The organism is Pseudoxanthomonas sp. J35 (assembly GCF_000513995.1).
Taxonomy (GTDB): domain Bacteria; phylum Pseudomonadota; class Gammaproteobacteria; order Xanthomonadales; family Xanthomonadaceae; genus Pseudoxanthomonas.
Genome location: NZ_AZVB01000002.1, coordinates 148,794 through 162,323, shown reverse-complemented (window position 1 = coordinate 162,323; position 13,530 = coordinate 148,794). Strand labels below are relative to the sequence as shown.

General features: G+C 71.8%; 13 protein-coding genes. 10 read left to right on the top strand and 3 right to left on the bottom strand.

All coding sequences use genetic code 11. The features are described 5' to 3' along the window. Nucleotides 1-116 precede the first annotated feature (116 nt). A complete protein-coding gene (locus PSEJ35_RS0102535; RefSeq protein WP_028916418.1) occupies nt 117-1,982 on the top strand; it encodes an ABC-F family ATP-binding cassette domain-containing protein in 1,866 nt (621 codons plus the stop codon). A gap of 129 nt (nt 1,983-2,111) precedes the next feature. Here the strand turns inward: PSEJ35_RS0102535 and PSEJ35_RS0102530 are convergent, their stop codons facing one another. Then, nucleotides 2,112-3,002, bottom strand: coding sequence for a LysR substrate-binding domain-containing protein (locus tag PSEJ35_RS0102530; protein ID WP_028916417.1), 891 nt, complete (start codon nt 3,000-3,002; stop codon nt 2,112-2,114). A gap of 165 nt (nt 3,003-3,167) precedes the next feature. On the opposite strand from PSEJ35_RS0102530, the gene bla reads away from it, so the two are divergent. The 3 genes from bla (at nt 3,168) to PSEJ35_RS0102515 (ending at nt 5,179) form a co-directional block, all read left to right on the top strand. Continuing rightward, complete coding sequence (bla, locus tag PSEJ35_RS0102525) at nt 3,168-4,091, top strand: class A beta-lactamase (RefSeq protein ID WP_028916416.1); 924 nt, start codon at nt 3,168-3,170, stop codon at nt 4,089-4,091. A gap of 79 nt (nt 4,092-4,170) precedes the next feature. Then, complete coding sequence (locus PSEJ35_RS0102520) at nt 4,171-4,470, top strand: zinc ribbon domain-containing protein (protein ID WP_028916415.1); 300 nt, start codon at nt 4,171-4,173, stop codon at nt 4,468-4,470. A 52-nt stretch (nt 4,471-4,522) separates the two neighbouring features. Continuing rightward, nucleotides 4,523-5,179, top strand: a complete 657-nt coding sequence (locus tag PSEJ35_RS0102515; RefSeq protein WP_028916414.1) for a hypothetical protein — start codon at nt 4,523-4,525, stop codon at nt 5,177-5,179. Between the two features lie 57 nt (nt 5,180-5,236). Here PSEJ35_RS0102515 and PSEJ35_RS15180 read toward each other — a convergent pair whose 3' ends face one another. Continuing rightward, a complete protein-coding gene (locus PSEJ35_RS15180) occupies nt 5,237-6,193 on the bottom strand; it encodes a DUF3011 domain-containing protein (RefSeq protein ID WP_028916413.1) in 957 nt (318 codons plus the stop codon). A 205-nt stretch (nt 6,194-6,398) separates the two neighbouring features. Here PSEJ35_RS15180 and aspS point away from each other — a divergent pair, with 205 nt between their 5' ends. From aspS to PSEJ35_RS0102495, 3 genes are all read left to right on the top strand, one after another. After that, a complete protein-coding gene (gene aspS / locus PSEJ35_RS0102505; protein ID WP_028916412.1) occupies nt 6,399-8,153 on the top strand; it encodes an aspartate--tRNA ligase in 1,755 nt (584 codons plus the stop codon). Between the two features lie 148 nt (nt 8,154-8,301). Further along, nucleotides 8,302-8,586, top strand: a complete 285-nt coding sequence (locus PSEJ35_RS0102500) for a hypothetical protein (protein ID WP_028916411.1) — start codon at nt 8,302-8,304, stop codon at nt 8,584-8,586. A gap of 2 nt (nt 8,587-8,588) precedes the next feature. Beyond that, the gene (locus tag PSEJ35_RS0102495; RefSeq protein WP_156924707.1) at nt 8,589-9,101 is read left to right on the top strand and encodes a GNAT family N-acetyltransferase; all 513 of its coding nucleotides are present in this window, start codon (nt 8,589-8,591) and stop codon (nt 9,099-9,101) included. Between the two features lie 1,037 nt (nt 9,102-10,138). On the opposite strand, the gene PSEJ35_RS0102490 is transcribed toward PSEJ35_RS0102495, so the two are convergent. Beyond that, nucleotides 10,139-11,086, bottom strand: a complete 948-nt coding sequence (locus tag PSEJ35_RS0102490; protein ID WP_028916410.1) for an alpha/beta hydrolase — start codon at nt 11,084-11,086, stop codon at nt 10,139-10,141. Between the two features lie 111 nt (nt 11,087-11,197). Here PSEJ35_RS0102490 and PSEJ35_RS0102485 point away from each other — a divergent pair, with 111 nt between their 5' ends. The 3 genes from PSEJ35_RS0102485 to PSEJ35_RS0102475 all read left to right on the top strand — a co-directional run bounded on the left by PSEJ35_RS0102485 (nt 11,198) and on the right by PSEJ35_RS0102475 (nt 13,494). Then, nucleotides 11,198-12,025 (top strand): AraC family transcriptional regulator, encoded by an 828-nt coding sequence (locus PSEJ35_RS0102485; RefSeq protein WP_028916409.1) that lies wholly within the window; start codon nt 11,198-11,200, stop codon nt 12,023-12,025. A gap of 68 nt (nt 12,026-12,093) precedes the next feature. Beyond that, nucleotides 12,094-12,705 carry an alpha/beta fold hydrolase gene (locus PSEJ35_RS0102480; protein ID WP_037082208.1) on the top strand — a complete coding sequence of 204 codons (612 nt, stop codon included), beginning with the start codon at nt 12,094-12,096 and terminating at the stop codon, nt 12,703-12,705. A gap of 66 nt (nt 12,706-12,771) precedes the next feature. Beyond that, entirely contained in the window at nt 12,772-13,494 is a 723-nt protein-coding gene (locus PSEJ35_RS0102475; protein WP_028916407.1) for a YebC/PmpR family DNA-binding transcriptional regulator, read from the top strand. The last annotated feature ends 36 nt before the right edge of the window (nt 13,495-13,530 follow it).

Here is a 13,530-nt window from a genome sequence, read left to right as displayed (position 1 = left end):
GCGGGCCGCATCGCCGGTGCATGGCGGCGTGCCCCGGCCCGCCAGGCCTTGCGGGACGGGCCGCAAGGCCATGCATGGCCTCCGGGCGGGCCGGCCGCTTCCGGTAGAATCCGCGGATGATCTCCTTCCGTAATTTCGCCCTGCGCCGGGGCGAACGCCTCCTTTTGTCCGAAGTCGACCTGGCCCTGCATGCGGGCTACCGGGTGGGCGTGGTTGGCCGCAATGGCACCGGCAAGTCCAGCCTGTTCGCCGCCATCAAGGGCGAGCTGGAGGCCGACCGCGGCGACGTCGACCTGCCCGGCAAGGTGCGGATCGCCTCGGTCGCCCAGGAAACCCCCTCCCTGCCGGACCCGGCGCTGGACTTCGTGCTCGGCGGCGACGCGGTGATCGCCGCGGTGCTGCGCGAGGAGGCCGAGGCCAATGCCCGCGAGGACTGGGAAGCGGTCGCCGCCGCCCACCAGAAGCTTGCCGAGCTCAACGGCTACGACGCCGAGGCCCGCGCCGGGCGCCTGCTGCACGGCCTGGGCTTCCCCGCCGAGACCCACCGCCGGCCGGTGTCCTCGTTCTCCGGCGGCTGGCGCGTGCGCCTGAACCTGGCGCGGGCGCTGATGATGCCGTCGGACCTGCTGCTGCTGGACGAACCGACCAACCACCTGGACCTGGACGCGGTCTACTGGCTGGAGCAGTGGCTGCTGAAGTATCCCGGCACCCTGCTGCTGATCTCGCACGACCGCGAGTTCCTGGACAACGTCGCCACCCACACCCTGCACCTGCACGGCGGCGGCGCGAAGCTGTACGTGGGCGGCTACACCGACTTCGAGCGGCAGCGCGCCGAGCACCTGCGCCAGCAGCAGATCGCCTTCGAGAAGGAACAGGCCGAGCGCGCCCACCTGCAGAGCTTCATCGACCGCTTCAAGGCCAAGGCCTCCAAGGCCCGCCAGGCGCAGTCGCGGATGAAGCGCCTGGCCAAGCTCAGCGGCACCGAGGCGGTGCGCGCCGAGCGCGAGTTCCGGATCGAGTTCGCGCCGCCGGCGAAGCTGCCGCATTCGCTGATCCGCCTGAACCACGTCGAGGCCGGCTACGGCAGCGAAGCGGTGATTCTCCACGAGGTCGGCTTCGGCCTGGAGGCGGGCGACCGCATCGGCCTGCTCGGCCCCAACGGCGCCGGCAAGACCACCCTGGTGCGCACCCTGGTCGGCGACCTGCCGGTGGTGGCCGGCGAGCGCGCCGTGCACCCGGACCTGCGCATCGGCTACTTCGCCCAGCACACGGTCGAATCGCTGCACGAGGGCCAGTCGCCGATCGACCATTTCCGCGAGCTGTCGCCGGATTCGCCGACCCAGGCCTTCCGCGACTTCCTCGGCAAGTGGAACTTCCCCGGCGACCGCGCCTTCGAGACCGTCGACGGCTTCTCCGGCGGCGAGCGCGCGCGCCTGGCGCTGGCGCTGATCGCCTGGCAGCAGCCGAACGTGCTGCTGCTCGACGAACCGACCAACCACCTCGACCTGGAGATGCGCGAGGCGCTGGCCGAGGCGCTGGCCGACTTCGACGGCGCGATCGTGATGGTCTCGCACGACCGCCACCTGATCGGCCTGGTCTGCGACACCTTCTGGCGCGTGGCCGACGGCGTGGTCGAACCGTTCGCCGGCGACCTGGACGAATACGCGGCCTGGCTGCGCACGCGTCCGCAGGCGCAGGGCACCAAGGCGCGCATGGCCGAAACCGCGGCGCCGGCGCCGGTGAAGACGCAGCCGGTGGCGCAGGTCGTGCAGAAGAGGCCGCCGAACCCGCACAAGCTCGCCGCCGCCGAAGCGAAGGTGGGCGAACTGGAAGCGGCGCTGGCGGAACTGGACCGGCAGCTGGCCGATCCGGCCAACCACGCCGATGCGGCGCGCATGGCCACCCTGGGCCGCGACCGCGAAGCGCTGGCCGCGCGCCTCGAACAGGCGGAAGCCAGCTGGCTGGAGCTGATGGAAGGCTGAGCCTGGGCGCTGGCCAGCGTCTTCAAGCCCCTCTCCCACCGGCAGAGGGTTCCAAGAACGAAGCCGCGACCCGGACGTGCCGAAAGACGCGGTAGCGCGGGGGTATGGCGCAAGCAGGCCATGGCCGCGCTACCCGACGCTGCGCGCGCTCTCGGCCTCGCCCCGCGCCTGCAGCCAGCGGCGGAAGCGCCGCGCCGGCTCGCGTTCCGCGCGCGAGCGCAGCCGCGTCAGCCAGTAGCGTCCCAGCGACACGGTGACCGGGAACGGCTGCAGCAGCCGGCCTTCGGCCAGCTCCTGCTCGAACATCGGCAACGGCAGCAGCGCCACGCCGGCGCCGGCCGCCGCCGCGGCGGCGAGGGTCAGCGAGGAATCGCACACCGGCCCGCGCGCTTCCACGCCCGCCACCCCGGCGGCCTGCAGCCAGCGCGGCCACTCGTCCACGCGGTAGGAACGCAGCAGCGTCACCCGTGCGAGGTCGCGCGGTTCCTGCAGGCGCCGGGCCAGCGCCGGCGCGCACAGCGGCGCGAACGGCGCCTCGAGGACCGGCGTGCACGCCTGGCCCTGCCAGTCGCCGTCGCCGAAGCGGATCGCCAGGTCCAGGCCTTCGCCGGCCAGGTCGATGCGGTTGTTGTGGGTCTGCAGGCGCAGCTCGATGTCCGGGTGCGCGGCCTCGAAGTCCGGCAGCCGCGGCAAGAGCCAGCCGGCGGCGAAGGTGCCGACCACGCCCACGGTGAGGACCTCGCGCCCCTCGCCGCCGACGAAGCGCGCCATGCCCAGCGCGATCCGGTCGAAGGCCTCGTTGAGCACCGGATACAACGCCGCGCCTTCCTCGGTCAGCGCCACCCCGCGTGGCAGGCGATGGAACAGGCGCACGCCCAGCCGCTCCTCGAGGCTGCGGATCTGGTGGCTCAGCGCGGCCTGGCTGACGTACAGCTCCAGCGCCGCGCGGGTGAAGTTCTGGTGCCGCGCCGCGGCCTCGAAGGCGCGCAGTGCATTGAGTGGCAGCGGTGGGCGGGACATGGCCAGGCGTGAGCGGGACTGATGGCCGAATGCTAACCGCTGGCCTGGATCCCCGCCGCGGCGCCCCGAGCCACTCATCAAGCTCATGGCTCTTCCTGAAAACTTGCGCTGGTGGGCGGGCGCCGCCGCTCGAATACTCGGGGCTCCCATCCACGAGGACCGCCCATGCTCGCCCGTCGCCGCTTCCTGCAACTCGGTGCCACCTCGGCCGCTTCCGCGCTGGCCCTGCCGCTGCTGGCGCCCGCGACGCCGGCTGGCGCGGCCCCGGCCGCGGGCCGCGCCGACGGCATCGCCACCGCCGCCGATTTCGCCGCGCTGGAAGCCGCCAGTGGCGGGCGCCTCGGGGTAAGCCTGCTGGACACCGCGACCGGCCAGGCGCGCGGCCATCGCCAGGACGAGCGCTTCCCGATGTGCAGCACCTTCAAGGCGCTGCTGTCGGCGGCGGTGCTGGCCGGCGCCGACCGCGGCCAGTGGTCGCTGGACCGGCGCCTGCCGGTGGGCGAGGGCGACCTGGTCCCGCATTCGCCGGTGACCCGCCGCCACGTCGGCAAGGACCTCACCGTGCGCGACCTGTGCCGCGCCACCATGACCACCAGCGACAACGCCGCGGCGAACCTGCTGTCTGGCCTCATCGGCGGCCCCGCGGCGCTGACCGCCTTCCTGCGCGCGCACGGCGATGCGGTCACCCGCAACGACCGCCTGGAGCCGGTGATGAACGGCTTCGCCCCGGACGACCCGCGCGACACCACCAGCCCCGGGGCCATGGCCGCCAGCATGGCCCGCTTCGCCGTGGGCGATGTCCTCGCCCCGGCCTCGCGCCAGCAGCTGGCCGACTGGCTGATCGACAACGGCACCGGCGACGCCTGCCTGCGCGCCGGCCTGGGCCCGCGCTGGCGGGTCGGCGACAAGACCGGCAGCAACGGCGTGGATACCCGCAACGACGTGGCGGTGCTGTGGCCGCTGGATGGCGGCAGGCCGTGGGTGCTGGCCGCCTACCTGCAGGGCGCGACCGTGGACAGCGATGCCCGCGACGCGGTGCTGGCCCGGGCCGCGCGCCTGGCCGAGGCGATGATCGGCCGGGGGCCTTGAAATCGGCCGCGGCGCCCCCAGTACGGCGGGTACCGGCGTCCGCCGCCGGCCTCAAGATTTCCCGGATTCCTGTCCCGCCATGCCGATCTATGCCTTCCAGTGCGCCGAGTGCGGCCACAGTTTCGACCGTCTGCAGAAGCTCTCCGATGCCGATCCCGAGACCTGTCCGTCCTGCGAGACCAAGGGCAGCGTCCGCCGCCAGGTGACCGCGCCTTCGTTCCGCCTGGCCGGCGGCGGCTGGTACGAGACCGACTTCAAGGGCGCCGGCGACAAGAAGCGCAACCTGGCCGACGGCGGCAACAGCGGATCTTCGGGCACCGATTCGGGCAGCGCCAAGTCCGAGGCCAAGCCCGCCGCGGCGGCCGCTTCCAGCGACTGACCCGGTCGCGCCGGGTTTGCCCGGCCTGTCCCGCACCGGCTAGGGTGCGGGCATGAACCTCCCAGCGTTCTCCTTCTCCCTGCTGCTCGCCGCCTGCGCGGCGGGCAGCGTCGCGGCGTGCGCATCGGCCGTGGTGCCGCCTTCGCCTGCCGTGGCCGATGCGCCGGCGGCGCCGGCCGACCGCTTTCTCGCCGCGATCGCCGCGCACTGCGGCCAGGCCTTCGCGGGCCGGGTGGTGGCCAACCTGCCGGCGACATCCGCCCCCGACCCCTTCGAGAACCAGGCGCTGGTCATGCACGTGCGTGGTTGCGAGGCGCCGCAGCGCGAGCTGCGCATCCCGTTCCATGTCGGCGAGGACCGCTCGCGGACCTGGGTGCTGGCCCGCACCGCCAGCGGCCTGCGGCTGAAGCACGACCACCGCCATGCCGATGGCAGCCCCGACGCGGTGACGATGTACGGCGGCGATACCGTCGATGCCGGCACCGCTTCGCGGCAGGAATTCCCGGTGGATGCGGAATCGGTGGAGATGTTCGGGCGCGAGGGCCTGAAGGCCTCGCTGCGCAACACCTGGGCGATGGAAATCGACCCGGGACGGCGGTTCGTCTACGAACTGTCGCGGCCGGACGGGCGCCTGTTCCGGGTCGAGTTCGACCTCACCGTCCCGGTGGAGGCGCCGCCTCCGCCGTGGGGCGACGGGCCGGAAGCCTGAGGCCCGGGTGCGGCCCCCGCGAGGGGGGGGCGCAGCCGGTGCGGTTCCAGCGCGGGCTCAGCGCGCGCCGAAGCGGGCGCGGCAGCCGCGGTCGACCCAGATCGAGTTGCCGTCCCAGCCCCAGTTGGAGCCTTCCTGGCAGCGCGTGCTGGAGATGTTCTCGACCACCACCGGGCGGCCCTGGCGGCGGTCCCAGGCGCAGGTGCGGCGGCGGTTGCTCTCACTGCTGCAGGTGACCGTGTAGCCGGAGTTGGAACCGCCCCAGCCGCCGCCACCCTGGGCGAACTCGCCCCGGCAGCCGTCGCTGACCCAGATCGAGGACCCGCGCTGGCCCCAGTTGCGGCCCTCGACGCAGCGGGTGTCCGACAGCTGCCGCACCAGCACCGCGCGGCCGCGGAAGTTCGTGCCGCAGACGGTCTCGCGCTTGTTCCTGCTCTCACAGCGGAGGGTCTGGCCACTGCCGGCGTTGCCGCCGCCCCAGCCGCCGCGGCCTTCGGCGAAGCGCCCGCGGCAGCCCTGGTCGACCCACATGACCCCGCCGCCGCCGCCGAAGTTGACGCCCTCCACGCAGCGGGTGCCGGAGATGTTCTCGATCAGCACCGGGCGGCCGTTGAACGGGGTGCGGCATTCGCGGCGGCGACGGTCGTTGCTGGAGCAGGTCAGCGTCTGCCCGGTCCAGCTGGAGCCGTTCCAGCCGCCCCAGCCGGCGCCCGGGCGGCCGCCGTGGTTGCCGCGCAGGGAGGTGGCGATGTCTTGCTTGATCCGGCTGAAGCCCCAGCCGGCATTGATCTGGTCGAGGTAGAACTCGAGCTGGTCGTCGGGGATCTGGTGGCCGCGGGACTGGTCGGCATACTCGCGCTCGATCACCCGGACCCGGTCCACCACGGACAGCTGGCGCAGGTTCTCCGGCGCGTAGGCGCGGGCCGCGGCCTGGGCGGCGGCCGGGGCCGGCACGGTGGCGGCCGCTCCGGCCAGGCCCAGGGCCAGCAATGCGGCGGACAGGGAACGGAACATGACCTTCTCCTTGGACTGCGCCATCGACCGCGGCGGATGATGCGGGTGTAGTCCGGAACGGCTTAATGCTGGCCGAGCGTGGTGCCGGCCGCCGTGGACCCGGCCGGGGGGCGGGGCGCGGCCCCGGTTTGCCCAGGCCGCGCCCGGGCCCCAAAATATCGCGTTCTCCGGCGCCCCGGCGCCCGGCATCCCCTGCGGAGTTTCCATGCGTACCCATTACTGCGGCCTGGTCGACGAGACCCTGATCGGCCAGACCCTCACCCTCGCCGGCTGGACCGACGTGGCCCGTAACCTCGGCGGCGTCTGCTTCATCGACCTGCGCGACCACGAAGGCATCGTCCAGGTCACGGTCGAACCGTCCAACGCCGAAGTCTTCGCCGTGGCCGCCTCGCTCGGCTACGAGGACGTGATCCAGGTCGAGGGCGTGGTCCGCGCGCGCGAGGCGGTCAACTCGAAGATCCGCTCCGGCAAGGTGGAGGTGATCGCCACGAGGATCACCATCCTCAACAAGGCCGCGCCGCTGCCGTTCCACGCGCACGAGAACCCGTCCGAGGAAACCCGCCTGCGCTACCGCTACCTGGACCTGCGCCGTCCGGAGATGCAGCGCATGCAGCGCACCCGCATCAGGCTGGTGCAGGCCCTGCGCCGGTACCTGGACGAGGCCGGTTTCCAGGACATCGAGACCCCGATCCTGACCAAGGCCACCCCGGAAGGCGCGCGCGACTTCCTGGTCCCGGCGCGCATGCACCCGGGCGAGTTCTACGCGCTGCCGCAGAGCCCGCAGCTGTTCAAGCAGATCCTGATGATCGCCGGCTTCGACCGCTACTACCAGATCGCGCGCTGCTTCCGCGACGAGGCCCTGCGCGCCGACCGCCAGCTGGAGTTCACCCAGCTGGACATGGAGTTCGCCTTCGTCCGCGAGCGCGACGTGCAGGACTTCGTCGAGGGCATGATCCGCGCCGTGTTCAAGGAGGTGCGCGGCGTCGATCTGGCCGATCCGTTCCCGCGCATGACCTGGGCCGAGGCGATGCGCCGCTACGGCTCGGACAAGCCGGACCTGCGCATCGACCTCGAACTGGTGGACGTGGCCGAGCTGGTCAAGGACAGCCAGTTCGCGGTGTTCAGCAGCGCCGCCAACGACCCGGACGGCCGCGTCGCCGCGCTGCGCATCCCCGGCGGCGCCACGCTGTCGCGCAAGCAGATCGACGAGTACGCCGCCCACGCCGCCAGGTTCGGCGCCAAGGGCCTGGCCTACATCAAGATCGACGAGGCTGGCGCGATCTCCTCGCCGATCCAGAAGTTCTTCGCCGAGGACGCCTTCGCCGCGCTGCTCAAGCACGTCGGCGCCGGCAACGGCGACATCGTGTTCTTCGGCGCCGGTGGCTACAACAAGGTTTCCGACTTCATGGGCGCGCTGCGCCTGAAGGCCGGCAAGGACTTCGGCCTGGTCGCCGACGGCTGGCGTCCGCTGTGGGTCACCGACTTCCCGATGTTCGAGTGGGACGAGGAGGAGCAGCGCTACGTGGCCCTGCACCATCCCTTCACCGCGCCGGCGGTGGACGACATCGCCGAGCTGCGCGCGAACGCGAAGACCGCGGTGTCGCGCGGTTACGACATGGTCCTCAACGGCAACGAGATCGGCGGCGGTTCGATCCGCATCCACCGGCCGGAGATGCAGAGCGCGGTGTTCGAGCTGCTGGGCATCGGTGCCGAGGAGGCCGAGGCCAAGTTCGGCTTCCTGCTCGACGCGCTGAAGTACGGCGCCCCGCCGCACGGCGGCATCGCCTTCGGCATCGACCGCATCGCCGCGCTGATGGCCGGCACCGAGTCGATCCGCGACGTGATCCCGTTCCCGAAGACCACCACCGCGCAGTGCCTGATGACCGGCGCGCCCTCGCCGATCCCGGCCGAGCAGCTGGCGGAAGTGCATGTGAAGGTGCGGGAAGAGTCGCTGAAGTAAGCGGTCCGGGCGCTCGCCGCGGTGGCGGCGAGCACCCGCGCTGCCGCCCTCGCGGGTCGCCGGCCCGCCTGTCGCCTTCCCGCGAATTTGCGCGGCGGTCGCCGCGTCCCCTTGCCTCAAGGGGTGCTACCCCACGGAGAGTTGTTCGATGACCGAGTTCGCTTTTTCGCTTGAGTGGGAACGCCTGGGCAACGAGGGTGCCGATCCGGCACTGGTGACCGAGCGCGCCCGCGTGTTCGGCGGCTGGCTGGTCCGCGTCGGCACCTCGCCTGCGTCGATGGCCCTCACCTTCGTTCCCGACGACCAGGGCCGCTGGGACGGCGAGGATTTTGGCGAGGACGACTACGAGTACGACGAGGAAGACGAAGACGAGGACGAGGACGAGGACGAGGACGAGGACCTCGACGGGGAAGACGAAGAGGACGGGGACTGAGGATGCGCATCCGGCGGGCCACCGTCGATGACGCCGCGACGCTGTCGTCGCTGGCGGCGCGCACCTTCACCGAGACCTTCGGCCACCTCTATCCGCCGGAGGACCTCGACTTCTTCCTGCGCGATGCCTATGCGGTGGAAAAGCAGGCGACGATCCTCGCCCATCCGGACTATGCGGTGTGGCTGCTGGAGGACGACGGCGTCGCCGTCGGCCACGCCGCCGCCGGCCCCTGTGGCCTGCCGCACCCGGACGTCGCCCCGGGCGACGGCGAACTGAAACGGCTCTACGTGCTCGCTTCGCACCAGGGCGGCGGCTGGGGCGGCCACCTGTTCGACGAAGCCGAGCGCTGGCTGCTGCGCGACGGCGCGCGCACGCTATGGATCGGCGTGTGGTCGGAGAACTTCGGCGCGCAGCGTTTCTATGCACGACGCGGCTTCGAACGCGTCGGTACCTACGAATTCCCCGTCGGCCGCGTCCGCGACCTCGAGTTCATCCTGCGCCGCCCGGCGGGCTGAGGTGCCTGCGTAGACGCTGGCGCTTCCTGCGGTAGCGATGGCCACGCAGATCGGCGCGGTGAATCCAAGCCAAAGCCAAAGCCAAAGCCTTGAGCTTGCGGGCTCCGGACGGGGCCGCCGCCCCAAGGGGGTATGGCGCATCGCGCGGTTCCGCGTCCGCGCCGGGAATGAGCGTGGGCGCTGGCACTGTCTGGCGCGTCGCCCCGCGCCTGCTGCCTCACCGCTCGCACAGCGCACGCGAGCGCAGGCCATCCATGGCCTGCTTGCGCCATACCCCCCTTGGGACGACGTCCTTCGACACGTCCGGGCCGGAGCTTCTATCGACGCGCGCAAAGCTCACCCCGTCTCACGACGGAACGGGTTGGGAGAGGGCCTGCAGCCCCTGTAGAGTCGGGCTTGCCCGACTCCCACGCCGGATGTGCCTGCCCGCGTGAAAGAGCAGCGGGGCAAGCCCCGCTCTACAACAGCGTGCCGTTGCCCGGCCAGGGAGCGATGGCCGCTCTCCCACCGGGAGAGGGATGCAAAGAACGAAGCCACGGCCTCAAAGCGCCGAAAGACGCGGTAGCGCGGGGTAGCTAGAAGCGTGTTGCTGGGTGATGCGGTTGGAAAGCTGGCGCGTGGCGACGCGCCGGACATCACCAGCGCCCTGATGCATTCCCGGCGCGGACGCGGCACCGCGCGATGCGCCATACGCCTGCGTTGCCGCGGCTCCCGCCGAAGCCCACATTCTCGAACGCTCTTGCTCTTGCTCTTGCTCTTGCTCTTGCTCTTGCTCTTGCTGTTGCCGTCGCCGTCGCCGTCGCCGTCGCCGTCGCAGCCAAAGCCACAGCCACAGCCACAGCCACAGCCAAAGCCACAGCCAAAGCCAAAGCCAAAGCCAAAGCCAAAGCCAAAGCCAAAGCCAAAGCCGGCTCCGCTTGCCGCGCCATTCCAGCCTCCGCCAACTGACCGAGGCTCCCGGCAGGCGCGTTGCCTGACCGCACACACGGAAACGGCCGCGAAGCCGCGGCCGTTTCCGCTACCTGCACCCGCCACGTTCACTCGCGCAGGAAGTCCAGCAGGTCCTGGTTGAGACGGTCCTTGTGCGTGTCGGTGATGCCGTGCGGTGCGCCCGGGTACAGGATCACCCGTGCGTGCTTCGCATACTTCGGCACCGCCTTGGCGGAAATCTCCACCGGCACGATCTGGTCGTCGTCGCCGTGGATCACCAGCGTCGGCACGTCGAACTTCGCCAGGTCGGCGCGGAAGTCGCTGGCCGAGAACGCCGCGATCGAGTCGTAGGTGTTCTTGTGGCCGGCCTGCATGCCGGCGCTCCAGAACGACTGGACCAGGCCCTGGCTGGTCTTCGCGCCCGGGCGGTTGAAGCCGAAGAACGGGCCGGAGGCGATGTCCAGGTACTGCTGCGAGCGGTTGGCCTCGGCCGCCGCGCGGAAGCCGTCGAACACTTCCAGCGGAATGCCGTCCGGGTTGTCGGGCGTCTTCAGCATGAACGGCGTCACCGCGCTGACCAGCACCGCCTTCTTCACCCGCGAGGTGCCATGGCGGCCGATGTAGCGCGCCACCTCGCCGCCGCCGGTGGAGAAGCCCACCAGGGTGACGTCCTTCAGGTCCAGCGCGTCGATCACCGCGGCCAGGTCGTCGGCGTAGTGGTCCATGTCGTTGCCGTCCCACGGCTGGCTGGAGCGGCCGTGGCCGCGGCGGTCGTGGGCGATGACGCGGTAGCCGTGGTCGGCCAGGAACAGCATCTGCGCCTCCCAGCTGTCGGAGTTCAGCGGCCAGCCGTGGCTGAAGGTGACGACCGGGCCGTCCTTCGGGCCCCAGTCCTTGAAGTACAGGCGCACGCCGTCGGCGGTGACGACGTGGCTGCCCTCGACGGTGGCCCGGGGCGCGGGCACCGTGGCGGGGGTGGCGGCCTGCGCCGGGAGCGCGGCCTGGGCGGCGACGGCCAGCAGGCCGGCGGCGATCGGGCGGGTAATGGCATTCATGGTCGTTCTCCTCGTGGTGTTGGATGGTTGCCGTCGCGGCAGGCGTAATCTGCGGCCCTGGCTGCTAGGCTCCAGCACGGAAAGTCCGGAAAAGTTGACTGGGAGTACGAGATGGCCGATCGACTCGCCGTCCTGCTGGAGCGCTTCCCGGTCAGTGCGCAGGTCTTCCACGCCGGCGCGCTGTGCGGGATCAACTCCCTCGAAGCCTTCGACGGCATGGGCCAGCTGCACCTGGTCCGGCGTGGGCCGCTGGAAGTCGGCCACGCCGGCAGCACCGTGCAGGTCACCGAGCCCAGCCTGCTGCTGTACCCGCGGCCGATGGCGCACCGCTTCTCCAGCGACCCGCAGCGCGGCGCCGACATGGCGTGCGCCAACCTGCGCTTCGAAGGCGGCACCGGCAATCCGCTGGTCGCGGCGCTGCCGTCCTTCGTGTGCCTGCCGCTGCAGTCGCTGCACGGCGCCGGACCGGTGCTGGAGCTGCTGTTCGAGGAAGCCTTCGAACAGCGCTGCGGGCGCCAGGCGATGGTCGACCGCCTGTTCGAGGTGGTGATGATCCAGGTGCTGCGCCAGCTGATGGAGCGCGGCGAACTGGGCAGCGGCATGCTCGCCGGGCTGGGCCATCCGCGCCTGCGCCACGCGATCGTCGCCATGCACGGCGCGCCGGCGAAGGACTGGAGCCTGGAGGACCTGGCCGCGGCGGCCGGAATGTCGCGCAGCGTGTTCGCGACGACCTTCCGCAACGTGCTCGGCATCACCCCGGGCCAGTACCTGCAGGGCTGGCGGGTGGCGCTGGCGCAACAGGCGCTGCGCCGCGGCCGGCCGCTGAAGGTGGTGGCCAGCGAGGTCGGCTACGGCAGCGAGGCGGCGCTGTCGCGCGTGTTCAAGGCACACAGCGGGCTGTCGCCGCGCGACTGGAAGCGGCAGGCGGTGGCGGCGTGAGCGAGGGCGAGGCCGAGCCTGCCGGCTCATGGCGCAGGGAGGGGCAGGCCGGAGCCTGCGACCGCGTGCTGCTGGTGCACGGCCTGTGGAACTCGGCCTGGTGGCTGGCGCCGCTGGCCTGGCGCCTGCGCCGGCACGGCTTCCGCGTGCGGATCTTCGGGTATCCCAGCATCGTCGGCGGCCCGGAACCGGCCATCGAGGCGCTGGTCGCGCGGCTGCGGGGTGGCGCGCCGGTGCACCTGGTCGGGCACAGCCTGGGCGGGCTGCTGGTGCTGGAAGCGCTGCGCCGCGCGCCGGACCTGCCGGTGGCGCGCGCGGTATGCCTGGGCTCGCCGCTGCGCGGCAGCGGAACCGCGCGCTTCCTCGCCGGGCGCCCGCGCCTGGCCTGGGCGCTGGGGCGCAGCGGCACGCTGCTGTGCCAGGGCTGCGCGCCGTGGAACGGGCCGGTGTCCGTCGGGATGGTGGCCGGTGACGTGGCGCGCGGGATCGGCCGCTTCCTGTCGGCGGTGGACGAGGCCTCCGACGGCACCGTGGCGCTGGCCGAGACCCGCCTGCCCGGGCTGGCCGCGTACTGCCAGGTGCATGCCAGCCATACCGGACTGGTGTTCTCCGCCGCGGCGGCGCGCCAGGTCGCCAGCTTCCTGCGCACCGGCGCCTTCGTCGCGGACGCGGAAGGCTGACGCCGGCTTGGCCGGCGCGGGCGCCCGTTATAATCGCCGCTTCGCAAACGCTATACGGAAGCCCCCATGGGTCGTGGTCCCTCGATCGAAGCCCGCAAGAACGCCAGCGACGCCCGCCGCGGCAAGATCTTCACCAAGCTGATCCGCGAGATCAGCGTCGCTGCCCGCTCCGGCGGCGGCGATCCGGCCAACAACCCGCGCCTGCGCGCGGCGGTGGACAAGGCGCTGGACTCGAACATGTCCAAGGACGTGATCGAGCGCGCGATCAAGAAGGCCACCGGCGAGCTGGAAGGGGTCGAGTACGAGGAAGTGCGCTACGAGGGCTACGCCCCCGGCGGCGTGGCGGTGATCGTCGACTGCCTGACCGACAACCGCGTGCGCACCGTGGCCGACGTGCGCCACGCCTTCTCCAAGTGCGGCGGCAACATGGGCACCGAAGGCTCGGTGGCCTTCATGTTCAAGCGCCTGGGCGTGCTCAGCTACGAGGGCGCCGACGAGGAGAAGGTGACCGAGGCGGCGATCGAGGCCGGCGCCGACGACGTGGTCGTGTACCCGGAGGACGGCGCGATCGACGTGATCACCGCGCCGGAGAACTTCGAGGCGGTGAAGCAGGCGATGGAAGCCGCCGGTCTGGCCCCGGGCTACGCCGAGGTAACCTTCCGCGCCGACAACGACGTGGCCGTGTCCGGCGAGACCGCGCAGCAGGTGCAGAAGCTGCTGCACATGCTCGAGGACCTGGACGACGTGCAGAACGTCTACTCCAACGCCGATCTGGGCGACGCCGGCTGACGATGTGCCCGCACGGGGGCGAAGCGGTGGCGGCAG